This window comes from Rhizomicrobium sp. (assembly GCA_037200985.1).
Lineage (GTDB): Bacteria > Pseudomonadota > Alphaproteobacteria > Micropepsales > Micropepsaceae > Rhizomicrobium.
The window spans coordinates 667993-691954 of sequence record JBBCGJ010000001.1 but is presented as its reverse complement, the minus strand read 5'-3'; the positions used below and the strand labels follow the sequence as shown (position 1 = coordinate 691954).

The following is a 23962-nucleotide window of genomic DNA, read 5'->3' as shown; positions in this document are numbered from 1 at the left end:
GGCGCAAAACTAGCGCGGGTCGGGCGAATGGCGATCAGTTTCGCCGGGCGTGCCGGAGGCTCGATCTGATCGAACGTGCACTGCACCGGGCTTTGTCCGGCCGCCAGCGTAGGAACTTCGTACCGTGCCGAAAGCGACAGCCGGTGACGTGATCGTAGCGCACCTCGGCCACCAGCCTGGGCTTCAGTGGTACCCACTCGGCCGACCGTTCGGTGCTCCAACGCGACGGGCCGCCCGGCGCGTCGCCGGTGAATCCGGAACCGCCCCGTAGTGCCTCCAACGTCTTTGTGAGCGCTTTGCGGTCGAGCGCGGCGAAGCCGGAGGTGAATCCGACATGGTCGAGCCTGCCTTCGCCATTATAGAGGCCGAGCAGAAGCGAACCAACCGCGCGGCTGCCGCTGGCATAGCGGAAGCCCCCCACCACGCAGTCCGCGGTGCGCAGACACTTCACTTTGAGCATGGCGCGCTCACCCGCGCGATACGGTTCGTCGAGGCGTTTGGCAACTACGCCGTCGAGCGACCCGCCGGTCCGGCCCAGCCATCGCCGCGCGACACGGATATCACGGGTGAAGGGCGAAAGACGTAGTGAGAACGCCGGCGCCTCGGATTCGAAAAAGTCCTCCAACGCGGTGCGGCGCTCGGACAGCGGGCGGTCCAGGAAAGATCGCCCGTCGAGCCGCAGAAGGTCGAAGAGAATAAGGACGGATGGCGTTTCGACGGAAAGCTTGCGGACGCGACTTTGCGCCGGATGCAAGCGGGCTTGCAGGGCATCGAACGAAAGCGCCTTGCCCAGAGGCACGGCGAGTTCGCCGTCGAGAATGAAATCGTCTGCTTTCAACGCGCCCAGAGTCGCGACCATCTCCGGAAAGTAGCGGGTGAGCGCCTTGCCGGACTTGGCCTGGAGCGAAACCGTCGTTCCGCGCCGCACGGCAAGACAGCGAAAACCATCCCATTTGGGTTCGAACTGCCAACCGCGGTCTGATGGCAACGCGTCGGCGATATGTGCTTCCATCGGAGCAAGCATTTCGGCGCAGCACCCGGTGAGGCGTATCCAATCCGCGGTGTTAGAAAACAATCCGTGCGATGGCAAAACCGAGCAGCGTCGCAATCAGCACCGCTGTAATGGGCCGTGCGGCAATCATCTCCTCAAGTCCGGGGCCTTCACCGGCGTCGACGATGCTGTCGATCGCTTCGTCGCCATCATTGGGTGTCAGCGGCATTAGAATCCCATCCTTGGATCGGCGGTCTCTTCGGGGGCGTCAGCCATGTGGATGCATAACCACCTTGATGCATCCGTCCTTCTTGCCTTTGAAGGTATCGTACATCTTGGGGCCGTCATCCAACGTGCAGCGATGTGTGATCACAAAGGATGGGTCGATCTTCCCGTCCTCGATCAGGCGCATCAGCTTGTCGATGTAGTTGAGGACGTTGCACTGGCCCATCTTGATCGTCACGCCCTTTTGGAAGGCGCCACCGAGCGGCACCATGTTGAGAAACCCGCCATAGACCCCGGAGATCGAGACGGTGCCGCCGGCGCGCACGTTGCGAAGACAGTCGCGCAAGGCATGGATGCGATCGGTGCCAAGCCCGGTCAGCGCCAGGGCGCGATCGGCAACCGCGTCCCAGCTTCCACTTCCGTGCGCTTCCATGCCGACGGCGTCGATGCAGCGGTCGGGTCCGCGGCCTTTCGTGATCTGATTGAGGCGGTCGTAGACATCCTCCTTTTCGAAATTGATCGTCTCGGCACCGGCGACCGCAGCCATCGCGAGCCGTTCCGGGATGCGGTCGATGGCAACGACATGTCCGGCGCCCAGCATCTGTGCCGAGCGGATGACGAACTGGCCGACCGGTCCGCAACCCCACACGGCGACCGTGTCGCCGTCTTCGATGCCGGCGAAATCCGCGCCCTGCCAGCCGGTCGGAAAGATGTCGGTGAGAAAGAGAACTTGCTCATCGGTGAGGCCGTTCGGCACCTTGGTCGGGCAGACATCGGCAAAGGGGACGCGCACATATTCCGCCTGGCCGCCGGGATAGTGCCCGGTCAGATGCGAATAGCCGAAAAGGCCCGCCGTATTGTGGCCGAACATCTGGGTGGCCTTGTCGGCATCCCGGTTCGTGCGCTCGCAACACGACCACTGGCCTTTCTTGCAGAAGAAGCATTCGCCGCAGCAGATGTTGAACGGAACCACGACGCGGTCGCCCGGCTTGAGCTTCTTGTTGCCGGCGCCGACCTCGACGACCTCGCCCATGAACTCATGGCCGAGGACATCGCCTTTCTCCATGGCGGGAATATAGCCGTCGTAGAGATGAAGATCGGAACCGCAGATCGCGGTCGAGGTGACTTTCACGATGGCGTCACGTGGATCTTCGATAGTCGGATCGGGAACTGTGTCGAGGCGAACATCGTTTCGGCCATGCCAGACAAGCGCGCGCATTGGAAATCTCCGCTGTTCTCCTGACAATGCGAGGCGTCGTCGATTGTTCCTGTGTCCTGATCGCCGCTCCTAGTTTTTCGAGGTCCCATGTCATCCAACCCCGTTTGGTTCGTCCTGATGTATCTGATCCTCCCGCTCTGGGTGGTCGCCGGCTTCATCGATTATCTGTGCCATCGACGGTCCCACATCGAACATGCGAGCGGCCCGGCGGAATCGGCGATCCACTGGCTGATGCTGGGCGAGGTCGGTATCCCGTTGCTCGCAGCAGTCTTCCTGCGGGTGGACGCGCTGACCATGAGTTTCATGATCCTGTGCCTCATCGCGCACGAGATCACCGGTTATCTCGACCTGCAGATCGCGATGCGCACCCGAAACGTCACCGCGTTCGAGCAGCAGGTGCATAGCGTGCTCGAGATGATGCCGCTGACCGCAATGCTGCTTCTCTTCATCCTGCGCTGGCCGCAGGCACAGGCGCTTTTCGGCAGCGGGCCGGAACACGCAGACTGGTCGCTCGCGCTCAAGGAGCCACCGACTTGGTGGGCGCTGACTCCACCTGCCATCTCGTTCCTGCTGCTCGCAATCTTCCCTTACGCGGAGGAATTCATCCGCGGCGCGCGGGCTGCGCGCCGCGGACAGGTTCAGACGGCGGAGGACTAACCTAGTTGTTGGCCGAGCCCGGTTCGGTCTGCTTGCGATGGGCTTCGGCGAGCCGACTCGCGGGCAGGACACGGCTTTCCGCGACTTCCAGCTTGTTCTTCCAGCCGGTGATGACGCCGTCCTTGCCGTCCATCATGGCCTCGAAGCCCTGCTGGGCAACCTCCGCCGCGCCCATCTTTTCCGACTGGCCGATCTTGGTGTCCATCAGGCCGGCGCGCTCGAAGAAGTTCGTCTCGGTGGCGCCGGGCATGAGACAGGTAACGGTGACGCCCGTGTCCTTCAGCTCGTTGCGCAGGGCGTCGGAGAACGAATCCAGGAACGCTTTCGAGGCATTGTAGACTGCCTGGAAGCTGCCGGGCATGAAGCCGGCGATCGAGCCGGTAATCAGGATCCGGCCCGAGCCTTGCCGACGCATGTCGTTGCCGACCTTGTGAATGAGATAAATCGTGCCGACGATATTGGTATCGACGACGTGGCGAGCTTCGTCGAAGTCCTGGTCGAGAAAGGCATGGCCAAGGCCATGACCCGCATTGGCGAGCAAGGCGTCAACCGACCGCCCCTTGATCGCACTGTAAAGCTTGTCCACGCCGTCGATGGTCGCCAGATCGGCCTGCACGGTCTCGACGCCGATACCATGGCTGCGCAGTTCCATGGCGGCATCTTCGATCTCCGGCTCGTCGGCTGCGATCAAGAGATCGAAGCCCTTGTGCGCGCAGCACTTGGCCAGTTCGAGGCCGATGCCGCTAGACGCGCCCGTTACTACAGCAAATTTCGTTCTGCTCGCCATGCCAATCTCCCATTATTCAGCCGCTTTTGCCGCTTCGGATTCACAACCAAAATGGCAAAAAACGGTTCCGGCGATTTCGCGCGCCATGTCGGGAAAACGAGGCAAATTCCCTCGCGGTCGCGCCATTCGACCTGTTGCCGCTGGAACCTCGGGTTCCGTTCCGCGTTGGGAAAACAACCCACGTTCCCCCGGCCTCGGCATGCTCCTGACCAAACTTCCGGCCTTCGACAAAGAGACAAAGTGCTGGCATGCGGTGATCGAAACGCCGAAAGGCAGCCGGCACAAATACGATTTCGAGCCGAAGCTCGGCTGTTTCGAGCTCAAGAAGACACTGCCCGAGGGAATGAGTTTTCCGCTGGACTTCGGCTTTATTCCGGATACCCGGGCCGGCGACGGCGATCCCGTCGATGTCCTGGTCATCCTCGATCACCCCGGCGAGATGGGCGCCCTCGTGAAGGTCCGGCTGATCGGCGCGATCAAGGCGGAGCAGAAGGAAAAGGGCGACGAGTGGGAGCGCAACGACCGCCTCATCGCCGTCATGGGCCATAGCCGGACGCTAGCCGAGATACGGTCGCTCGACGACCTGCATCCCAAACAGCTCGACGAGTTGAAAGACTTCTTCGAGCAATACAACAAGCTCGAAGGGAAGAAATTCCGGCATCTCGGCAACTGCGACGCCAAGGAGGCCGAGACGCTGGTTCGAAAGGGCATGAAGAAAGCGAAGGCGCAATAGGCACGATGACCTGCGCCAGATAACAGGAGGACGGCAATGGCCCGGAAATACTCGAAAAGCTCCGGCAAGGAGGTCGAGAATGAGATGCACCGGTACAAGAAGGGCAGCGCGAAGAGCGGCAAGGGCGGTAAAGGCGGCATGGTGAAGAGCCGCAAGCAGGCGATCGCGATCGCGCTCTCGAAGGCCCGCAAGAAAGGCAAGAAGGCTCCGAAGAAGGCGACCGGCCGCAAGGGCGGACGCAAGAAAAAGAGCTGAGGCCGGCCATTACCTCGCGCTCCCCGCAAGCGCAATTTGGCGACGATGCGATCCTGATTTCTTATGAGAGAACGCGACGATGCCCCTGCTGGAAAGCGCAAAGTCCCTGATCGAGGCGGCCACGGGCATCGGCACTCCGGACCGGCGCGGCCTTGCCAGCCTCCTGCGGGAGCGCAAGCCCCTGCGTTTTCGCTTTGCCAGCACCAGCGAAATTTCGAACAACCGATGGCCGATGCTCGTCTACCGCGACGCCGTCACTCTTGATGGTCGCTACGATCCTGCCGCGATATTCGAGACTCTTTTCAAAAAGAACGGCTGGAAGGGTCAATGGCGCGACGGCATGTATGACTGGCTGCACTATCACTCTAACACGCATGAAGTTCTTGGCATCGCGAAAGGATGGCTGCATGGCCGGTTCGGCGGCAAAAAGGGCCGCATCGTCCCGGCGACGTTCTCGTGCTTCCCGCTGGAACCGGACACTACAGGCTAAGAAAGTCATCTGACCTCCTCATTGTCGGCGCATATCCCGGGGACCGCAAATACGATGAGTGCGAGCCCAAGGACACCAATGCGAAGACGACAGCGTCCGTCGCGCGCGTGCCGCGACCGGCCAAAGACCCGGTCTATGGAAAAGAGGGGCCGCTCGCGTCGGTCTGGATCAGGTAGCACCTAGCCCCTACGGTCGCGGTTCGCCACGCCGCTGAGACGGCCTGAATCCCATCATATCTTCGAGCAATGCCAAGGCATCGCAGACCGTCTTGCGGCGGAGCTGGTCGGCGTCGCGCTTGCCGTATCGCTTCTTCAATATTTTCGGGCGCGCCCCGCGCCTTTGACAGCCGATGAAGACGAGCCCGACGGGATTGCCGTCTTCGTCCGGTTCGGGACCCAACACGCCCGTCACGGCGACCGCTATATCGGCCGGAGAGTGCCGCAGCGCGCCACGCAACATATCCGCCGCCACGCGGCGCGTTACGCTACCTTCCCTGGCGAGCAGTTTCGCCGGAATGCCAAGCGCGCGCGTCTTATGGGCCTTCGTGTAGGTCACAAAGCTGCCATGCAGTGTCTTGCCGGCCCCTTCCGCCGTCGAGAGCGACGCAGCAATCAAGCCCGCCGTGCAGGACTCCGCCGTCACGATGGTGAGACCCTTTTGCATCGCCGCCTTGAGCGCACGCGCTGCCGCCCGTACCAAACCCTTTGGAATACAGGCGTGACTCACCGCCCGGCTCGCGTCGCGCGTATGCAGAGCGGCAATACGTACCAGAGCGTCACAAGCAGAAGGAACCCGGCGATCGCCGCGGCCGGCGCGAGCGGTCCTGGGGCGACCTTTCCAAACGCAACGTAGAGATCGGCCGCGATGCCGGCGGCCAGCGGCACGAGCGCTGCGGTAACGAGGGCGGAGCCGACGGTATGCATCCGTTCGACGAACGCGCCCCCGAAGCCGAGACGATGCACCGCGGCGGGCGCAATGAGCAACGTCACTGCGAGGAGGATGAGCGCCAGCGCGCAGAAATGCACGTCCTGGGCGAACGGCGGAAGGTCATGGAATGCCTTTGTCATGGTGACAACGAACTGAAAGCCCAGCAGCGCCTGCGCGCCGGGCAGGATCACCCGCGACTCGGTCAGCATCTGGTCGATCTTTTCGTGAAGCTGCGGCTCTTCTTTCTCCGGCATGGCGGGCTTCCTTTGTTTTCTCGTTGCGCGAATCCAGAAACCGGGGGCATACCAAAGGATGACGGCGGTAAGGACCGCTATAGCGGCGGCGGCGGCCGACAGACCTTGGCCGAAATACCCATCTGCCACGGCGAACACGTCCAAGCCGATCGCGAGCGCGTATGTCGCGAGCGCGCGTTCCGCAAAGCGGTTTGCAACGGAAAGAACGCGACGCGTTGCGATGCCCCTTTCGACGAGGCGGTGCTGTGCCGCGGGCGCCACGAGAAGCCCCAGCGTGACGACAATGAGCGCGAAACCGGCAAGAACGGCCGCCTTCGCGGCGGCAGGCACGCTCGGAAATCCCTCCTGAAAGACGCCTTGAAACTGGAAGCCGAACAGGACCTGCGTGCCGAGCATTTGCATGCGCAGTTCGTCCAGAGCGGTGTGAAGCGTCTGCTGAAGGCTCATTCGTCGGGTTCGATCCTGCGGAGCGGCATTCGCGCCGGTCCGGCCAGAACGTCGCCGTCGATCCCGAATTGCGACCCGTGGCACGGGCAGTCCCAACAGCGCTCGAAACTGTTGAAGTGCACGACACACCCCAGATGGGTGCATGTGGGACGAGACGCAATGGATTTCGCCGGCGTCGTCGCGGTAGGCAGCGATCTTCTCGAGACCCCGCCGCACGAGGCCGCCCTCGCCCGGGTTCAGCGCATCGAGGCTCGCAACCTCTCCGCCCGTGAGATGCTCGGCGAGGTTCATCGGGACGTCGACGTTCTCCCTCACAAAGGTCCCGATCGCCAGCAGCGATTTGCGAGCCGGGTCGTAGAGCTCTTCCGTCTCCCTATCGGCATGACCCTCCAGCGCGCTCGCGATAAGAAGGGCGCCGGCAACACCGGACGTCAGGCCCTCGCCGCTGTCTCCGGTGATGACATAGGTGCGCTTGCTGCCGGGGTTGAGGCCGGCGAAGGAGACATGGTCGACCGGTTCGTAGACTTGACCGGACCAGGCGTATTCCGGCGCCGCCAAGGGCCCGAACAGTGTCTCAGCCCAGTGCCGGAGGCCTTCGATGCGCTGCCCAGCGTCGTCTTCGGTGCCGGACTTATGGTCCGCGCCGCCGACGATCAGCAGATCGTCCGTCTCGCCTGGCTGAATGCGGACATAATGATAGGGGTCTTCCGTATCCCAAATCAGCGCATCCGGCACCCGGCCCTTTTGCACAGGCGACGCAAAGACGTAGCTGCGGTAGGGCGCCTGTTTGGTGTGAAGCGCAACGAGGTCGTTGACCGGCGAGTTGGTCGCGATGACGGCATGCTGGGCGCGGACGTCAAAGCCGCCTTCCGTTTCAAGCCGCACACCGTCTTTGGTTTCCTGCACAGAGAGCACACGCGTATCGCCTAATATCGGGACATCGCGCTTTTCGAGTGCTCCGATCAACCCCTTCACATATTTGATTGCATGAAATCGCGCCTGATCGGGAAACTGAATGGCGCGCCTCGTTCTGAAGGGCGTGCCGAAGATCGCCAACATGTTCGAAGGCGGCGGCAAGACACCCGTGCTGAAGCCAACCGTGGTTCGATGGTCGTGAGACAGTTTGAATCCCGTTTGCGGACTCGAACCCACTTTATGGGCTGGATAGCAAGAGCCTGGTTTTACTGGCAGATTTCTTTCTTATTCATCCGTGTACGGCTTATGTTTTCAACTAAGCGATTGATTTAATTGAATTTTTCCTGGTGCCCAGAAGAGGACTCGCGAAAGCCCTGTAACCTGCTGACATCCAACAATTCTGTCTCCTACGAAAAGCTACTGTACCCAGGCCGTACCCAGAAATTCTGCGGCTGGTCGAGCTCAATAACGAACGACCACGATCATCATGAAGATTTTACAGTGCCGCGTCGGTTTCCGAAACATGTTTCTTGCCAAACAATTGAGCCGCTTTCTTTACTACGCCTCACGCCTTGTCAGATAGCATATCATTCACAAACACATGACCCCAATACTCCGAGGGATCTGGGCTTACAGTCTTGAAGATACCGAACTCCAGCTCGGATGGAATCCAGCTGCCGTTCTGGTAGAGCGGCCGGACAAAGTAGAAGGTCCCTGGATTCCGGCTGCAGTAAGTTTCCATCTGCCGCCATAGACCGGAGCGATTCACCCTTTTGGATTGCGGGAACAGGTTGATATCGAGCCCGCCGCCGAGGGTGTGGGCCAGAAAATGCCCGCGGTCCGCGCCCGGGTAGACCGTTGACCAAACGCTCCGCAGAAAACCGTGCATCCGAGAGCGGTTCCGACTCGCGGCCGGCACATGCCTGCTGATCCCCCACGCTGCAACCACCCGATCCTCGACAAGGGATGTACCCGAACTGGCACTCGCTTGATCAAACAAATAGCGACAGAAAGGCTCACCTGGACGGCGGCCGCCAAACGTGATCGTTAGTAGGTTTGACGTGGCCGGTGCCTGTGCCTCGTAGTCCGCCTGCCATAGGAATGGCAAAATCTGATCAAGGTACGCGATCACGGTGCGCGTGTCCTGACGTTGTGCCTCCCTGGCAATCGCCAGATAGTCGTGTGCAGAAATAGCCATGCCCGCGTCTCGTACCACTCAGCGTCACCTCGGCTGTAACCTACAGTCTGCCTGTTCGGCGGAGAGGCTCAGAACTAGATTGCGGACCAGTGGACCTAGCAAGCCTTCCAACACGGCGCCAAGGTGATGCGCGCTAGCTTCTTAGTCATTTGGCAAATCGGGCCAAACGAATACTAGCAGCGCGCACGGATGCAAGGTATAGTTGTGTCGGGGCAAATTACCGATAACTGTCAATTATGGAGAGACCGGCCGACTACTCGGCTCGCGTACAGGCGAAATACAATGCGGTCGCCGACATCTATTCGGACGAAGATCGGTGGCATGCGTATATGCTCACGCGCGTCAAACGCGCCATCGAAAGATTTTCGGCGCTGCTAAACAATCCCGATGTCGTCATCGACATAGGATCTGGTGGAATTCGCCAGAATGTTTCGTGTTCGAGATATATCCAAGTCGATTTCGCCTTCGATCGCTTGGTCGGACAGCCTTTGGCCGTGTGCGCAGATGCGCACAAATTGCCGCTCGCCGACGGATGCGCCGACGCCGTAATCTGTGTTGGTGCGGTAGCAAGCTATTGCTCGCTTGTCGAACTGGTAATTGAGATGGCGCGCGTGGCGGCCCACGGCGCTCCGATGTTGTTGCATGTGGAGCTCTCCAATACATTCGAGCTGTTGTTCAGCCCGAAGTACCGGTCCGATGCGGCATTCGTAAGCACCTTCTACAAGGGCGACGAACAACTCTGGATGTATAGCCGCAAGAATGTTTTGCGGACTCTTAAGGCGGCTGGATTCGAGATTGTGGCATCCGACTACTCCCACATCGCATCCGCCCTGGCGTACAAAATCACAAGGAACTCGAATTTCTCAGCAAAGTTTAGCTGGCTGGATCGTCCTTTGACTTTGATACCAGGGATCGGCGAGTTTGCCGATAATGGATTCTTTTTTTGCCGGAAGTCGGCTTGAGGCGTTCGACCAGATCGATCGTCACTTTACCCAGCCTGTCGAAGACGTTCAGTGCGCGGGCTTCGGACAAGGCGGCTAGTCCTGCATATGCCAGTACCACGATCAAGGTGAACGCCATGACGCCTTGGCCAAGGCCAAGAAACCACGATGCGAGGGTCACAGCCGCGAGCATCACGACAAAGAGGACGGAATGACCTAAAGCCGAAAACGGAAGGCCTAGAACGGACTTCGCGATTGGTGCCGGGCCGCCCAGTTCATCATAAGCGTCTCCGTTCACCTCGATCGTCGGCTCGTGCTCCACCTGGCGCTGAATGTCAGCCAGGATTTCTGAGAGATGGGCTTTATAGCGCGGCAGAAAATCGCCGAAGTAGTCCTGGTACCAAGTTAGGTCATGTTCAAATAGAATGACCTTTACAATATCTATCAGGTCTTCGGCCCGGACCTGAGGAACACGGTTCAGCCCGCGCAACATCAGTGCCGCCTCGAATTTCTTCTGATAGATCTTCGGCTCGTTGTTCGGAAGATAGTACTTCACATGTACGCGCCCAAAGCCAACTTGGCGCAGCAGGCGGACCAGAAGCGACCCTGTTATGTCCCCGTGATCGAATGCCGGATCGACGCCGACCTCGGTCACCACGTATGAGACGTCAGGGATATTCGTCAAAATCCATTGCTGAAGTAGAGATGCGAAAATGTAAAAAGAGCCATGTCGGCGATGCTCCGGCTCAAGCGCCATGTGATCCACGATGATTACGCGCGATCGCGGATAGTATGCGAACATATTGAAGCCGACGATGCAGTCATTGGCATAGAAGCCGGCGTAGTAAAAGCGGCCCGTCGCACTCTCCGGCGTCTCGAATTTCTCTTGAATCTGATTTATCTGCGTGCGGATGAGGGGCGAAGTGTTGCGTGCGAAAATGGCTAGCGCCGCATTCAGATCGCGCCGTCCCGATGCAGTGCGGTCAAACATACGCAACTCGTGAACGGACCTAAAGCTCTCCATAATTGACAGTTATCGTTAGATCGTGCCCCTCAGGGTTGGCTAGGAACCTCAAATTAAAGTGCTGCTGATACCCCTCTCCTTGAAAGCTGGGGGTTTAGATGGGTGCGTTGCGTAGTCAGATTGATAGTTATTTGGAACGATGTCGGTCGGTTCGTAGGCTTTCGTCTCATACACTCGACGCTTACGAGAACGACCTCCACCAGTTTGACGCATTGATGCCACGCGGAGAGATGCCGTCGGCTACCTCGGTGCGGAACTGCGTGATCAGGATTGCGGAGGATCCAAAGTATTCTCCGGCAACGATCAAACGCAAATTTGCATCGGTTCGCGCCTTCTTTCACGCAACTGATGAAGCACTTGCGCTGGAAGCATTTGGCGCGTGGAAATTGAAAATTCGGATGCCGACGAGGCTTCCGAAGGCAATTCCCCGCCACGAACTGCGCGTATTGCTCGATAACGCTCGCGCGCATCAATCCGACCTAGTGCCGGGCGAAGACACGACGCACCTGTGTCTGGCACTAATGGCAGCAACGGGACTCCGCGTGTCCGAGCTTTGTTCCTTGCGGGTAAGAGACATACGACCGGACACCGGTGAAATTAGCGTCTACGGCAAGGGCGCCCGCGAGCGGATCGTCATCATCGCAAACAGTCGTGTCCGCAAGGTGATGGCATCGCACATTCGGACCCTGCCCGAACCTGACCGAGCGACAGCCCCCCTATTTCGAAACCGCAGAGGTCGGCAGCTCACGCCGCAATGTCTTCGCCTTAGGCTCCATTCAGTGGCCCGCCGCGGGCGCCTCGGCCGAGTAACACCGCACATGTTACGTCACACCGCCGCGACTCTGCTGCTTGAGGGCGGAGTCGACATTCGGTTTGTTCAACGCCTTCTCGGCCACGCAAGCATTGCTACGACTCAAATATACACGCACGTCAGCGACGCCGCCCTCCGGAGCGCCCTAGAACGGGCGGACGTTATGCGCGCCCTGGTCTGATCTGTACTTGCCGACAACCTTGGGTTATCTTTAGCACGGGGCTTCTAGCGATAACTTGGAATTACCGATGGTCAGTACGGCGCCGATCACGGTGGTCATTCCCGCCAGAAATGAGTCCGGAACGATATCGAAAGTTGTGCATGAATGCATGAAATCAAAGCTCGTCCGCGAAGTCATCGTGTCTAACAATGCTTCCACGGACGACACTGCGCTTCTTGCGACAAAGGCTGGCGCACGGGTTGTCAATTGCTCGGTGCCAGGTTTCGGAGCGACCTTGAAAGCCGGCTTTTCCGCAGCAGAGACAAAATGGGTTTTCAAAATTGACGCCGATATTCTGAATACCCAATCTCATTGGATTGAAGACTTTTGGAATACGCGCGAGCGAGAGGCGTCGCTGGTCTCAGGGCAATGGCCGCACGATCAACAGTACTGGGCGATGACTTATTTCGTGATCAAGCCGTTCGTCGACCGCTATTTTCACGGACTAAAGCATGTCGCTCTACTAAATTCGGGAATGTATCTGGTCGACAAGTCTGGTATCGACTTCAATAAGTTTGGCGACGGATGGGGTTTTGATACAGCAGTTCACATCAATGCGCTGGCCAAAGGTTATGATATCAGGGTGCATGAAATCGAGCCTGTCGTCGATTACCTGCGACCGCATTCACAGTATCTGAAAATGGCAGCCGACACGATCGATCTTCTGCTTGATGCCGCAGGGCTTGCTACTCGCGAAGAAAACTCAAAAATGCCGTTGAGCTCGTGAAGACACGGGTCATTAGATCGGAAACCAATTCGTTGTTACGGACAGATCGTGCCTGTTCGCGAATGGACATATTGTCCGTTTCGAAGATGAACTCTCGAAACGCCGATTGAAAGCCGATCAACTTTTGTCGGCGTCGCTCATCGCGAAATCCTTCGACCATGGCACTTGTGGCGACGCCGAGTAGAAGTTCGAGAATCGACTGAAGTTCGGCCAAAGAAACGCTCGAAGCTCTCAGCTGGTCAAGGGCGTCTTCGAGAACGACGATCCATTGCGTTCCGCTCAAGGTTTCTAGCAACGCGCGCTGCTCCAATGTGCTGACTTTCGACAGCGCCTCTTCGGCTACACGCTGAGGGGAAGCGCCAGACATCGACTGATTTCGCTTGGCAGTAAAAACGGGCTCGATACGTGCCTTCAACGCGGCCATGTCGTTCTCGACATCCGCACCAATTTTGGTCATGCGCTTCGAGATCGCTGAAACTGCCGCGTCGACCAAGCGGTCGATGATCTTGACGCCCACCTTTGACGTTATTGAACTAACAATCGGATTGTCGAGCAGTTGCTGAACGATCGTGCCATCTAACATGCGTGTCTCCTTTGCGTTGCGAATCCAACGGCGAGTTGCGCGAACACTGTCGCCGAGCGACCAAGTTGCTAATACAGTGCGAGAGGGCCTTCTCGTCGCTATTTCAATTGGAATTCCGACGGGACCGCTGCTGATAAATTGGAAAAGAGATTTAATTGAAGGATCCATTTCAGTGATAAAATCCCCCAATCCGAAGCGAGATTCCGGACCTCCCGAAACCAATAACGGATACCGCGCATCGCTATCTACTTTTCGTAACGCATCCAACGAATCCGGCGAGAAGCAGCGAACCGAGAGATTAAGTTCGCGAAATATCAAAGAACCCAAATAGGCGGTGTCCCCAGACGCTGCCGTGTGACTTACGATTCCCAGGTCCGGTTTGCTGCTGGCCGAGAAATTCCATAGCTCGGAACGGAAGGAGGCTTTTCCGCCATTGTCCGTAGAGTTAACAACATCGTTGAATATCGAAAATCCGAAGCGATGGACGAAATGCCTGTCAAGTTGGCGCAGATACAAGAAGATTTGCGCGCGTTTTGCGGGCGGGCATGATTCAGCGGATCGCAGTGCGTTGGTAAACAGCGAAGGCGCTAATTCCCCTGCCGATAAATCGAAATCGTCTGCAGAATCTATCGTTGTGGAACCGTTTTCGAGCGACTCGCGCAACGCAAGCAAAAATGTATCGGAGGACTCGGAAAATGCCCCGATGTTGTACTGATACAGACCTTTTAGAAAACCAACCTCCAACCGCATGCCTAGAGGTGCATCGTAGATTCTGGTCAGCGCGTACAGAGCCGCCGCATCGCTTTGCAGCTTTTTCCGAGCGGAAATCGATGTCTTGCGTTCGAGCGCGTGCGCCCGGTCATACACGTACCCAATATTGTATACCCAGCCAGAGGCTTCAAGGATATCGCTCGGGTGAACATCCGTCTTGTTGACGATCGAATCGGCATAAAGATAAGAAATTGTCTCGAATGCGTGAAAATGGGCGGTGTCGAGCTTATGAGCATTCGCCAGAAGAGCCTGGCCGAGATAATTTATGGCGATGCGCGAGTATGAACCGTTTCTTACCAGCTCCGAATCCTGTCGGAGTGTTTTTGGCGCCGACAGGTATTCGAGCAGGCGGCTTTGCCATTCCGCGGCACCAGATTCAGGCGCCATGACGGCAGCAATCATCCTCAACAGTGTGGACGGCGTTGGGTCATTGCTGAGAAGTCGCTGAACATCAGATCGCACTTCGGATAACCTTTCGGGCGGCATGAAGTCCATAATTCGCAATACGTTTGGCGCTATGTCGGCTAATTGGCTGGCCTGTTGGCGCGCCGCTTTAAGATCGTGCGACGCGGCTTGAAGCCCGTCGACCGTCAGAGAATAGCCGTCCGCTATCAAGGGATAGATCAGATCTTCTTGGAGCAATAGCTTTATGGTATCTGCCGTCGCGGGTATCTGCTCCGTAAGAAATTCGGAGCGTGATCCTGCGATCGGTCGGCCATATGCGTACCATGGCGCCAATATGCGTTCGTACTGCACACGCTGAGATGGGAGACTCCTCAATTCGCCGTTTCCCCGACGACGCGCTCTCAGGAGTTTGTTCAGACTTTTTTCAAACCGGGCTTCGACTTCGGGGATCTCGATAATGCCCGATCTACCCTTAGCCTGCCGCGATTGTGCCTGGTGAACAATTGTTATGAATAAGCAATTTCTAACGAGTGTGCGCGATGCGATCCGTTCAAGCGTTTCGCGATAATCGCGTGTAGTCTCCTGATCCGAGCGCCACTTAGTTAGATCGGCGACAAATACGAGATTGCTAGACGAAAGTCGCGATAGGATCGAATGGATGCGATCGACGTGGCGGCCAGGTTCGGTCGCTTCTTCAAGAAAATTGATATCCGGGCTGAGGCTTCGGATTGGCAGATATTCGAGCCACGTTTTCGAAAGGTGCCGGTAGACTTGCTTCAAAACATCGTCCTGCCGATCTCCGCGCGCCGCGCTTACCCAAAAAGTGCGTAAATCGAAGCCGAGCAATGAAGGCGCCAACTGAAGAGCCTTCAAGAGAATTTGTCTTGAATTCAATCCTTCCCCGGCGCTCAACAGAAGATGAGCTGTACCTTCGCCGCGAAAGAAGGCAATAACGGCTGCAAGGAGCGCCCCAACAGTTTCCGAAGGGTCATAAAAAATATTTCGATCAAGCGGCGCGTCTCCGGTTAGGAGTAGTCTCGCCATACATAATTCCAAGTTATCGGCACAAACGCTGCCAGCACCGCGGGTCCAGCCAAACCCGAAATGCCAACTCTGGACGATACCCCCGTTTCTGCGGGCAGCGGCAGTCGTGGCTGAGATGGCTGGATTGGCGGTGAAGCTCGCGCGCCAGAAGCATACTGACCGGTTCGGCTTCCTGCCGTTGATCAACACCAGTTCCGATAGCGCGCAGACCATCTATCATCTGAACCTACATCTGCTCGGCGGCGAACAACTGCATTCCCATGACTGGGGCCGGCAAAATCTTTCGAACCTCAGCTGAGCAGCGACGATCGATCGGCGTCCGGCATTCTCGCAGATTTTGTATACGGGGACGCGCGCCAAGTCCTTGGCATTGCCGCCTAAATTGCTAGGAGCGGGCTCGGAGCGTTGCGCGACACGACAAGCAAGAGACGGCTCTTGGCGCGGCTGAGCGCAACATACAGAAGACAGCGCGCGTCCGGCCGTTCGGGAAACGTCTTGGCATCGCAAGGCATAATAATGACGCTGCCGCATTCAAGTCCCTTGGCCTTGTGGATCGTACTGATCGCCTTATCCGGCGGCTTTGGCCTTGAATAGGTACGGCGATGCGTGATCTCGGTCAGCCCTTCGTCGATACTGTCGAACGCGCCCAGCCGGACCGCATCCCAGAACTCTTTGTGACAGTCCATTTCGATGTCCGCGAAGTCTCCATTCGACTGTTTCAGTTCCGCAAGGCGGCGAAGCATGTTGGCGACACCCCGATGATCGGGATCGGCAAGCAGGCACCGGCCAAGCTCCTGGATGATCGCGGGCTTGCCCCTGCTTCGGGCCGTGCAGCCGTCACGAACTTCCTTCTCGAGTCGATCGCCAAAGGCAGACGGACTGAATCCTTTGCCAACGTCGTTCATGAACGTAACGACCGCAGCAGCGAGCATCGGCGCATCGCCGTGCTGAGCACCGACAGCGTCCACCAGCCCCTCCAAGGCGGCGCGCGTATGACCTTCCCAAAGGGGAAGGCGCCGGTTGAAGAACCCGCGAAACGAGCGCGCCGTGTCGTTGTGATGGGTCAACACAAGGAGCGAGGTCTGCGCTTTCTCGAACGCATCGATCGGCTTCCGATCTGCGGTTGCGAGATGATATTCCAGATTTCTTTGCGCCTGATTCTCGGCAAATACCACGCTGACGCTCGGCGGCAATCCATTGCGGAGATCAACTTTTCCGCCGGACATTAGTGCGGCGCGCGCCTGCAAGGTCCATTTTCCGAGCTCCGGGCAACCCGTCTCCCAGCGGTGTGGTGTATCGAGCTGCTCATAGGCCTGCGCTTTCTTTGTGAGGGCAGCCCAGTCGCAGCCAGGGCTGGAACCGGCGAGCGCTTTCTCCTTGTAAATGCGTTGCATCGGATCGGCGAACACGCGAAGCCGCGATCCGTGTGCCAGCAGCGCCATGCCCAGGGCGTGCTGGTCGCCGCTGCAGTCTTGATGCTCGTCGCAAATCACGACCGGATAACGCTTAGCTAGGGACGCCGCGATCATTGGGCGCCGCGCCAATAGACTCGCCACTTTCAGAGCAACCTGCGCATAGCCGTCCGTATTTCGCCGCGCCCAGGCTGTGGCATCGGCGGGTAGACCAAGCCCGACATGATAAGCTGTCGCAATCTGCGCGATAAGGCTGTCGATCGTGCGAATCTCGACGCGCGATTGGCCGATTCGCGTTCGTTCGGCGAAGACCGAACAGGCGGCATGCGTGTGGGTCAGAATGAGGAGCCGGCCTAGGACGGACGGTGCAACCTCGTGCGCATAATCAGCGCCCTGGTGCGTCTTGCCACAGCCGGCCGGCGCCTCGACCAGAACGAGCGGAACGTCGGATCGCAGCGCTGCGCGGACGGTCTCGTCGCTCAAGGCGGCAAGTCCGCGACGTCCGGCAGGTCGATCGCCTTCCGGACTGCGTTGCAGAACGGCAGCAGTTGCGGCTTCAAGACCGGCCAGGCGCCGAGGCTGAAAATTTTGCCTGCGAGTTCGCGCCCACCCTCCATCGATTTGAACCATGTCCCGGCATGCGCCTTGTACTGTTTATTCTCGCTTTCCTTGCCGGGCGGCACCGAGCCCCGTGCGGCCTCGATGATGAGCGCCCGGAAGCCGTCTCCCGCTTTTGCCTTGAGCGCCGCGAAATCCTTGTCCGCGATGCCCAGACGCTCGGACAGTGTCCGGCAACGCATGCCGGTCTTCTCGTTCTTCGGATCGATGATCAGTGCTTCCAATTTGTCGTCCGGTATGGTCGCGATCACATTGTTTTCGGTGCAAAGCGAAGGCCAACGGAAGAGCAGCTTGTCGAGCTTCGCGGCGAGCTTCGCCCAGCGCTCCGGATGCTTGGCTTCGTCGTCGACGAACCCACCAAAGCGAAGCCCGCCCGCGGCCAGCGCTTCGAGCAGGCCCAACGTGTTTTCGTGCCCGCCGCCATCCGTGACATGCACGCCGTGTTGTTCCAGCGCCGCGCCCAGCGCCCGCTCCAGCAAAGATGCGGTCAGGCCGGCTTCCGTCGCGCCTTCGGCGACAACCGCAAAACGCGCCAGAAACGTCTCGGGATCGACTTTGCGATGTCGCGCAATCTTGAGGGCATCGAGCGCCCCGATCCTACCTGCAGGATCGACATACCAAACGCCCGCCTCGGACACGGCTGAGATTGCTGCCGGGCTGTGCGTTGTGACGAATACCTGCGACTTGGCGGCCTGCAGCTTGTCCATGAGCGTTCGCTGGCGATAAGGCTCGAGCCCACGTTCGACTTCGTCAACGATCGTGATCGGTGCCTCGCCCTGGTTCTGTTCGGCAATCGCGAGAGCGGAGAGCCGACGCGTTCCTGCGCCCCAGCTTGCGAGCGGCAGAGGCGTGCCGTCGCGGTCTGCTGTCAGGCCGACTAACGATGCAATGGAGGGACCCTGCCCGCCAGTGATGGCGAGATCGAGTCCGGCCGGTAGGCTCTTGGCCTTGAAGGCCGCGTCGAGATCTTCGAGCGCCTTCTTCGCGCCATCCGTCAGTTCACTCTTCACATCGCTTTTAGCCAACTCGCTCGCCATGCGCGAACGCAGGCCTTTGTCGGAGAGCAGCCGGTCGAGTGCCGAGCCTTGCACGAGCCGCAAGTCACGGTCGTTTCGGTCATCGCCACTCAGTCGCACCAGCCCGATCGAACGGCGCAACCCAACCGGGAAGCCGTCGGTCGAGCCATCGGGTTGCACGATCTCGTAAATGAGCTCCAGATCCTCGGTGCCCCGCACGCGCACGCGATATACCGGATCGCCGGGAGGGTTGCCGTCGTCGTCGGTGCTCGGAACCGAGACGTCCGTACCATTCCACTCCCACGGCCAAGACGGCTTGAACTGATCGCTGATGCCGCTGCCTGGCGGCAGAGAGATGACCGCCTCGATCAAAAAGCCCGCCGCGATGTCGCGCGCGTGATAGTCGGTATCGGCAAGATTAGCCGGGTTGACGGGGCTGAGCAGCAGGCCGATTGCGTCCAGGATGGTCGTCTTGCCAACGTCGCCGCCGCCAAGAATGACGTTGACACCCTTTGCCGGCTGCCAGACGAGCGATTTGATTCCTCGAAAGCGCTCGATCGAGAAGCGATAGATCGCAGGCGCCGAAGCTGGTGATCCAGGTGCGCTCATCGCGCTCCTCCCCAAATCTCCTGCCATGCGGCGAACTCGGACGGCCGAATCTGATACCGCGCAAAATTTCCCTCGTGCAGGCTCGTCAATTCCCTCTCCGCCGCCTCGGTGAAGCGCGACCGGTCCGCGGGAGCGATCTTGTTCCTGGACCAGGCAGCGATATGGGCGACAGCATCTTTTCTGTTCATGCGGCTGCGGATGATCTCGCCGATGACTTCGCGCAAATGAGTGCGATGACGCAGCAGAAAGGGATCAGGTTCCCCCAGCGATTGGCGGACCGCGGCGTAGCGCGCTGCCGAGCGCTCATAGGCCCATACGAACACATCTTTCAGAAGATCGACCTTGTTCAACTCGTACACGCCGAGCACCGCCTCGGTGTAGGTCGCCCGGGGAACGTCGACAAAAGACAGCGGTGAGAGGTTGCCTTTGATCAGCGGAATATTGGCCGCGAGGCGCGACACGCGTTTGTTCACGTCGTCGAAGGGTTGAAGATAGGGAAGCTGCACCATGACGAAGAACGCCTGCTCGAACGGATCTTTGATCGCGGCCGCCGTGGCGAGAATCTGATCGAAACATTCGGCGATCAGCTGCGGCACCTCGAGCGGATGGAATGCGGATCGTTCGATGCCGACCGCGATGTGCCGAAGCCTGCCCGCCGCTGCTGGGTCCGCCAGCAGATTATTCGCCAGCAGCGCATGGAGATTGAGCATCGTATAGCGATTGAAGCCGATCTCCTCGGCGCTGCCGACCAGGAATTCGATCGCATCCTTGTGGTTCAGGATCATCTGGGCTTCGAGATGCTCGCGCCCCTGTGCTTCCTCTCCCAGTTCGATGAGGCGTTTGGTATCGAGCAGCGAATAGGTGTTGCCTTCGAGCCGGCTCGAATTCCACGCCAGATCGATCAGAAGCCGATTCAGAATATGTTTGGCGTAGGTGCCGGCTGGTTGCTCACGGACATCCGCGCCTCCCACCTGTGCCAGATGCGCGCGTTCTGCCGCCGACAGATAGGCGGTGACGTTCGGGCGATAGGCATCGAGAAAGTGGCGATTGTAGCCGGCTGGTTTGCGTGCCTCCGGCGGCGGGCGCATATAGTCCCGTATATCCCTGCCGGCCTCCGAGACCGTTATGATCGCATCGTCTCGGTCCGTCGGATCAGCGGCGTTCGGCGCGGCTACCGGCAGGTGATATTTGGCCCAGCGGCCGTCGCCGTCCCGCACTACGCGGCCATGAGTGGTCAGATACCGGAGCCGGTATTGCAGGGTTCGCTGGGGCGTTTGAGGGCTGAGTTCGGCCTGGATTTGCTGGGCTGACGCACCGCCCGGATGGCGCCGCAGGACCGACTCGATCGCCAGCAGATCTTCGTCCGGGATTCGTTTTGCCACTCAGCCCTCGTTGCGCGTAGAATCTATGCGCAACTAAACCATTTTTATGCGCAACTATCAAGGCATATGCGCAACGAAAGTTTGTAAGCGCAACTATAACCTGCGCAAAGAATGCGCAAAGCCGCGGCCGTATCCATATCCGATTTGGATCAAAACCGACCAGACCCGACCTGTCGCGAAACCTCTACTTCGAGGGCCCAAGAAATTGGAGCAGCGAGGGCACTCGAACAAGCCTTCGCCGGCCAATTCTAATGCTATCTACCTCTCCCCCATCGATGAGTTCGTAGAGCTTGGTCTTTCCAAATCCGACTGCGCTACAGGCCTCGGCGATCGTGCATGTCGGCCGCTCCGAAAAGGGAACGGTAGAACCGGCGAACTTCCTGGCTGCGCCCGCGGGCGCGCTAACTTCGGGTCTCATGCAACATCCTTTCTGGTGCGCTTTTTACTGCCTTCTATTCCAAACCAATTGCGCCTCTTCGCCGTCCCTGCCGTGAAACATCGCCGCCGATATCGGTTCGGGAAGGCTCGGATCGTCGATCTGGACGCTGAGATAGTCGCGCGGATTTTCGTCTTTGGTCCTCTGCGCCCACGCCGCTCCTAGTTCTGAGCGGCCGGCGAAAATGCGGAATGCCGGCGCACGGTCATTCTCGCGATTGTCGTTCGGGACGAACTTCGCCTTGACGTCGATGGTCAATGTGCGGATAGCGCCGCTCCAGCCTCCGTCTTTCGTGGGTGTGAATGTGCCGATGATAGCCATGATCTTCTCCTTTGTTGCCGCTGCTGCGAACTAAACTACTTGTCCCGCGCCTCGCGCGCGCCATTCGCCCGCGGGACGGGACTCGCCTTCTGCGACTTTGCGAACGCTCGATCGGCCGCCAGGAATTGCTCCACCATGTAGGGGATCAGCTCGCTGACTTCCTCTTCATCGCCATAGGCTTCGCGATAGGTCGCTGCATAGGCTTGGAGGGACGCGCTCAACTCCGCCGACACGGTGATCGTGATCTTGACTGGCTTCCGGTCGGGGAGCTTTGCGAGCTTCAGGTTCGACATGGTAACATTCCATCAGCTGCGGTATGGCCGCAGCACCAGGTCCTTGTGAACGACGACGCGCAGAGGCCAGCCCGGCCGCACCTTGATCGTGGGCTGGATGTTCAGATTCTTTTGCGTAATCTGTTGGCCGGCCTGGTTGACGCTGTCCTGCGTCGACTCGCGGATCGAAAGCAGAAGGTCGCTTTGGCCGCTCAGCGACAGTTCGGTGCCGACGCCGAGCAAGGTCGAGATCGCCACGCCCTTGATGAGGGCCCAGGTGTGGTAATCGACATCATCCTCGAGACCTGAATAGCCTTGCGCGTCGGTCGCGGGCAGATTGTCGATCTGGATAGACGAGCCGTCCGGCATGATGATCCGCTGCCACACGACAAGCGCGCGGCTTTGGCCGAAGGCGATAACGCTGTCATAGCTGCCGATCAGCCGAGACCCCTGCGGGATCATGAGCGTTTGTCCGCTGACCGTGTCATAGACATTCTGTGTGACCTGGGCGACGACAAGGCCCGGGAGGTCGGAGTCCAATCCCGTAATCAGGCTGGCCGATATCAACGTGCCCGCCATGACTTCGTAGGGCGACACCGGATCCTGGATCGCATGCGGATTGTAAACGCTGCGATCATCATGCGCGTTGACGAAGTCAAGCTTGCGTTGCACATCACCGGGGTCGCGCGTCGGGTCCAGCGCGACGTGATCGCCGGCGACTGTGGTGTCAGCGGTCGGCGTGGAACCGCCCGACGCTGTGGTCGTCGGATCGATTGTTCCGGCGTGACCAGCCCCCGCCTGAAAGAAGACATTGCCCTCGTTCGCCTGACGGGCGAGTTGGGCCAGGTGCAGTTCCTCCGCGCGGGCGGCATCGTTCTCACCCGCTGCTCCGACAACTGGCACGCCGAGATTGTTGCGCGCGCGCAATTCCGCGGGTCCTAAGTCTCCCGGTAGCGGCGGGCCGAGAGCCGGCTTGATCTTGTCGTAACCGGACGGCAATGCCGCGAGACCGTCCGCCGTGGGCTTCCGGTCGATGTTGTAGAGTTCTTCGTTCGAGGCCGGTCTCGCGAGCGGCGACGCCTTGAGCGCAAGCCACGTCGCGACAAAAATGCCGACGGCCGCGACGCCGACGACTCCGATCACAACATGGCGCTTGATGCGGGCGACCGGCCTCGGTCGTCCACGAAGGACAAGCGACTCCGGATCGAGTTTCGGCGGACCACCCGGATTGATAGCAGCGTCGCTCATGGTGCTCACCGGGCCTGCTGGTTGCGGTTGGCATCGGCCGTGCGCAGCTCGCCCGTTCGTTTGATACGGACGATCTGCTGATGGTCCTGTCCGAGACGCAATTCGGCGGTCTGGAAGAGTTGATCGACGATGTAATAGTTGCCGCGAACACGATAGTTCACGAGGTTGCTGCTGCCACCGGGTCCGGCAACAAACAGCGGCGGCGCATCGCCCTGATTGAGCGATGTCGGGAATTCGATATAGACGTGCGTGCCGTCGTCGAAGGCGCGCGTCGGTTTCCACGGCGGATTGTCGCCGCTGATCACATAGTCGAAATGCAGACTGTCGAGCGCCGGGATGTTGTCAGCCGGCCGCGCTGGCGCGACCGCGCCCCCGCCGCGGCTCTCCGTGACCAGGCCATCTTGCGGATAAGTCCAGGAAATCGCCGCCATGTAGGTCCGGTCCGTGCTTTCGAGCTGTAGGTGATAACTCCTGCGATCCGTCGTGATGACGAGGTTGGTTCTGAGGTTGGCTGCAAAAGGCTTTGCCAGGATGTGGACCTGCTTGTTCGAGCCCGATCCGCTCGTCGTATCGCCGACAACCCAGCGTGTCGTGTCGCCGGCCGAAATCGCGGTCAGGTTTTCGCCGGGTTGCAGGGCGATGTCGCTGACTTCCTGCGGCGTGGCATAGAGCCGATAGAGTGCGCCCTCGGAATAGGGATAGATTTGTATCGCATTGATGTAGCCCTCGCTGGTCGGCTCCAGCAGCGCAGCTTGGTTTGCGGACTCGACGCGGGATTTTGGCGGGCGGGCGACATGGGTGGCGCGGCGCGGCGGCGGCTGAAGTTGACCGGGCAGCGGAAGCGGCTGCACGATCTGCACCGTATGGACGATCGGCGGGGCATCGGGCGCGATTGCGGCCTGTTGAAACGGCGGATCTTTCTGCAGAAACGAGGGCAGCCAGGTGGCGCTGGCGCAGCCGGACAGCGCGATCGCACAGAGCGGCAGCAACACGACGATTCGGGCGAGATAGTTCATGGAATTCT

At 59.3% G+C, this 23962-nt stretch carries 23 protein-coding genes; 7 read left to right on the top strand and 16 right to left on the bottom strand.

Annotated features, from left to right (window positions below):
- Positions 1-34: 34 nt before the first annotated feature.
- From WDN01_03030 to WDN01_03020, 3 genes are read right to left on the bottom strand one after another with little or no spacing between them, the layout of a single operon-like run.
- Positions 35-1012: an ATP-dependent DNA ligase gene (locus WDN01_03030; protein ID MEJ0024979.1), complete on the bottom strand. Its 978-nt coding sequence runs from the start codon at positions 1010-1012 to the stop codon at positions 35-37.
- Between the two features lie 52 nt (positions 1013-1064).
- Complete coding sequence (locus WDN01_03025; protein ID MEJ0024978.1) at positions 1065-1220, bottom strand: hypothetical protein; 156 nt, start codon at positions 1218-1220, stop codon at positions 1065-1067.
- A gap of 39 nt (positions 1221-1259) precedes the next feature.
- Positions 1260-2435, bottom strand: a complete 1176-nt coding sequence (locus WDN01_03020; GenBank protein MEJ0024977.1) for a zinc-dependent alcohol dehydrogenase — start codon at positions 2433-2435, stop codon at positions 1260-1262.
- A 117-nt stretch (positions 2436-2552) separates the two neighbouring features.
- Between WDN01_03020 and WDN01_03015 the strand changes: the two genes are divergently transcribed.
- Positions 2553-3092, top strand: a complete 540-nt coding sequence (locus WDN01_03015; protein MEJ0024976.1) for a hypothetical protein — start codon at positions 2553-2555, stop codon at positions 3090-3092.
- Position 3093: 1 nt separating this feature from the next.
- Here the strand turns inward: WDN01_03015 and WDN01_03010 are convergent, their stop codons facing one another.
- On the bottom strand, positions 3094-3879 hold the full coding sequence (locus tag WDN01_03010; protein MEJ0024975.1) for an SDR family NAD(P)-dependent oxidoreductase: 786 nt from the start codon (positions 3877-3879) through the stop codon (positions 3094-3096).
- Between WDN01_03010 and WDN01_03005 the strand changes: the two genes are divergently transcribed.
- From WDN01_03005 to WDN01_02995, 3 genes are all read left to right on the top strand, one after another.
- The gene (locus WDN01_03005; GenBank protein ID MEJ0024974.1) at positions 3878-4612 is read left to right on the top strand and encodes an inorganic diphosphatase; all 735 of its coding nucleotides are present in this window, start codon (positions 3878-3880) and stop codon (positions 4610-4612) included. The genes WDN01_03010 and WDN01_03005 overlap by 2 nt on opposite strands.
- A 36-nt stretch (positions 4613-4648) precedes the next feature.
- Entirely contained in the window at positions 4649-4867 is a 219-nt protein-coding gene (locus tag WDN01_03000) for a DUF6496 domain-containing protein (protein ID MEJ0024973.1), read from the top strand.
- A gap of 79 nt (positions 4868-4946) precedes the next feature.
- Entirely contained in the window at positions 4947-5357 is a 411-nt protein-coding gene (locus tag WDN01_02995) for a hypothetical protein (protein MEJ0024972.1), read from the top strand.
- Between the two features lie 186 nt (positions 5358-5543).
- On the opposite strand, the gene WDN01_02990 is transcribed toward WDN01_02995, so the two are convergent.
- From WDN01_02990 to WDN01_02980, 3 genes are all read right to left on the bottom strand, one after another.
- Entirely contained in the window at positions 5544-6083 is a 540-nt protein-coding gene (locus WDN01_02990) for a nicotinamide-nucleotide amidohydrolase family protein (protein MEJ0024971.1), read from the bottom strand.
- Positions 6080-8137 carry a DUF6328 family protein gene (locus WDN01_02985; GenBank protein ID MEJ0024970.1) on the bottom strand — a complete coding sequence of 686 codons (2058 nt, stop codon included), beginning with the start codon at positions 8135-8137 and terminating at the stop codon, positions 6080-6082. The genes WDN01_02990 and WDN01_02985 overlap by 4 nt, the downstream gene beginning before the upstream one ends.
- A gap of 328 nt (positions 8138-8465) precedes the next feature.
- On the bottom strand, positions 8466-9098 hold the full coding sequence (locus tag WDN01_02980; GenBank protein ID MEJ0024969.1) for a hypothetical protein: 633 nt from the start codon (positions 9096-9098) through the stop codon (positions 8466-8468).
- 236 nt (positions 9099-9334) lie between these two features.
- On the opposite strand from WDN01_02980, the gene WDN01_02975 reads away from it, so the two are divergent.
- Positions 9335-10060, top strand: coding sequence for a methyltransferase domain-containing protein (locus WDN01_02975; protein ID MEJ0024968.1), 726 nt, complete (start codon positions 9335-9337; stop codon positions 10058-10060).
- On the opposite strand, the gene WDN01_02970 is transcribed toward WDN01_02975, so the two are convergent.
- The gene (locus WDN01_02970) at positions 9972-11030 is read right to left on the bottom strand and encodes a hypothetical protein (GenBank protein MEJ0024967.1); all 1059 of its coding nucleotides are present in this window, start codon (positions 11028-11030) and stop codon (positions 9972-9974) included. The two genes, WDN01_02975 and WDN01_02970, sit on opposite strands and share 89 nt — an antisense overlap.
- A 1092-nt stretch (positions 11031-12122) precedes the next feature.
- Between WDN01_02970 and WDN01_02965 the strand changes: the two genes are divergently transcribed.
- Positions 12123-12821, top strand: a complete 699-nt coding sequence (locus WDN01_02965) for a glycosyltransferase (GenBank protein ID MEJ0024966.1) — start codon at positions 12123-12125, stop codon at positions 12819-12821.
- Here the strand turns inward: WDN01_02965 and WDN01_02960 are convergent.
- A complete protein-coding gene (locus WDN01_02960; protein ID MEJ0024965.1) occupies positions 12781-15624 on the bottom strand; it encodes a hypothetical protein in 2844 nt (947 codons plus the stop codon). The two genes, WDN01_02965 and WDN01_02960, sit on opposite strands and share 41 nt — an antisense overlap.
- A 106-nt stretch (positions 15625-15730) precedes the next feature.
- Between WDN01_02960 and WDN01_02955 the strand changes: the two genes are divergently transcribed.
- Positions 15731-15922: a hypothetical protein gene (locus tag WDN01_02955; protein MEJ0024964.1), complete on the top strand. Its 192-nt coding sequence runs from the start codon at positions 15731-15733 to the stop codon at positions 15920-15922.
- Positions 15923-16001: 79 nt separating this feature from the next.
- Here the strand turns inward: WDN01_02955 and WDN01_02950 are convergent, their stop codons facing one another.
- From WDN01_02950 to trbG, 7 genes are all read right to left on the bottom strand, one after another.
- Positions 16002-17519, bottom strand: a complete 1518-nt coding sequence (locus WDN01_02950; protein MEJ0024963.1) for an ATP-dependent helicase — start codon at positions 17517-17519, stop codon at positions 16002-16004.
- Positions 17516-19279: an ATP-binding protein gene (locus WDN01_02945; protein ID MEJ0024962.1), complete on the bottom strand. Its 1764-nt coding sequence runs from the start codon at positions 19277-19279 to the stop codon at positions 17516-17518. The genes WDN01_02950 and WDN01_02945 overlap by 4 nt, the downstream gene beginning before the upstream one ends.
- A complete protein-coding gene (locus WDN01_02940) occupies positions 19276-20661 on the bottom strand; it encodes a Fic family protein (protein ID MEJ0024961.1) in 1386 nt (461 codons plus the stop codon). The genes WDN01_02945 and WDN01_02940 overlap by 4 nt, the downstream gene beginning before the upstream one ends.
- Before the next feature lie 442 nt (positions 20662-21103).
- Entirely contained in the window at positions 21104-21418 is a 315-nt protein-coding gene (locus WDN01_02935) for a DUF736 domain-containing protein (GenBank protein ID MEJ0024960.1), read from the bottom strand.
- 35 nt (positions 21419-21453) lie between these two features.
- A complete protein-coding gene (locus tag WDN01_02930; protein ID MEJ0024959.1) occupies positions 21454-21711 on the bottom strand; it encodes a DUF2274 domain-containing protein in 258 nt (85 codons plus the stop codon).
- A gap of 12 nt (positions 21712-21723) precedes the next feature.
- A complete protein-coding gene (locus tag WDN01_02925) occupies positions 21724-22938 on the bottom strand; it encodes a TrbI/VirB10 family protein (GenBank protein MEJ0024958.1) in 1215 nt (404 codons plus the stop codon).
- A 5-nt stretch (positions 22939-22943) separates the two neighbouring features.
- Complete coding sequence (trbG, locus tag WDN01_02920; GenBank protein MEJ0024957.1) at positions 22944-23954, bottom strand: P-type conjugative transfer protein TrbG; 1011 nt, start codon at positions 23952-23954, stop codon at positions 22944-22946.
- Positions 23955-23962 lie beyond the last annotated feature (8 nt).

Coding starts and splice junctions, on each gene's coding strand:
- WDN01_03030 (MEJ0024979.1), bottom strand. CDS start 1,012: ATGGAAGCACATATCGCCGACGCGTTGCCATCAGACCGCGGTTGGCAG.
- WDN01_03025 (MEJ0024978.1), bottom strand. CDS start 1,220: ATGCCGCTGACACCCAATGATGGCGACGAAGCGATCGACAGCATCGTC.
- WDN01_03020 (MEJ0024977.1), bottom strand. CDS start 2,435: ATGCGCGCGCTTGTCTGGCATGGCCGAAACGATGTTCGCCTCGACACA.
- WDN01_03015 (MEJ0024976.1), top strand. CDS start 2,553: ATGTATCTGATCCTCCCGCTCTGGGTGGTCGCCGGCTTCATCGATTAT.
- WDN01_03005 (MEJ0024974.1), top strand. CDS start 3,878: ATGCCAATCTCCCATTATTCAGCCGCTTTTGCCGCTTCGGATTCACAA.
- WDN01_03010 (MEJ0024975.1), bottom strand. CDS start 3,879: ATGGCGAGCAGAACGAAATTTGCTGTAGTAACGGGCGCGTCTAGCGGC.
- WDN01_03000 (MEJ0024973.1), top strand. CDS start 4,649: ATGGCCCGGAAATACTCGAAAAGCTCCGGCAAGGAGGTCGAGAATGAG.
- WDN01_02995 (MEJ0024972.1), top strand. CDS start 4,947: ATGCCCCTGCTGGAAAGCGCAAAGTCCCTGATCGAGGCGGCCACGGGC.
- WDN01_02980 (MEJ0024969.1), bottom strand. CDS start 9,098: ATGGCTATTTCTGCACACGACTATCTGGCGATTGCCAGGGAGGCACAA.
- WDN01_02975 (MEJ0024968.1), top strand. CDS start 9,335: ATGGAGAGACCGGCCGACTACTCGGCTCGCGTACAGGCGAAATACAAT.
- WDN01_02970 (MEJ0024967.1), bottom strand. CDS start 11,030: ATGTTTGACCGCACTGCATCGGGACGGCGCGATCTGAATGCGGCGCTA.
- WDN01_02965 (MEJ0024966.1), top strand. CDS start 12,123: ATGGTCAGTACGGCGCCGATCACGGTGGTCATTCCCGCCAGAAATGAG.
- WDN01_02960 (MEJ0024965.1), bottom strand. CDS start 15,624: ATGGCGAGACTACTCCTAACCGGAGACGCGCCGCTTGATCGAAATATT.
- WDN01_02945 (MEJ0024962.1), bottom strand. CDS start 19,279: ATGAGCGCACCTGGATCACCAGCTTCGGCGCCTGCGATCTATCGCTTC.
- WDN01_02935 (MEJ0024960.1), bottom strand. CDS start 21,418: ATGGCTATCATCGGCACATTCACACCCACGAAAGACGGAGGCTGGAGC.
- WDN01_02930 (MEJ0024959.1), bottom strand. CDS start 21,711: ATGTCGAACCTGAAGCTCGCAAAGCTCCCCGACCGGAAGCCAGTCAAG.
- WDN01_02925 (MEJ0024958.1), bottom strand. CDS start 22,938: ATGAGCGACGCTGCTATCAATCCGGGTGGTCCGCCGAAACTCGATCCG.
- trbG (MEJ0024957.1), bottom strand. CDS start 23,954: ATGAACTATCTCGCCCGAATCGTCGTGTTGCTGCCGCTCTGTGCGATC.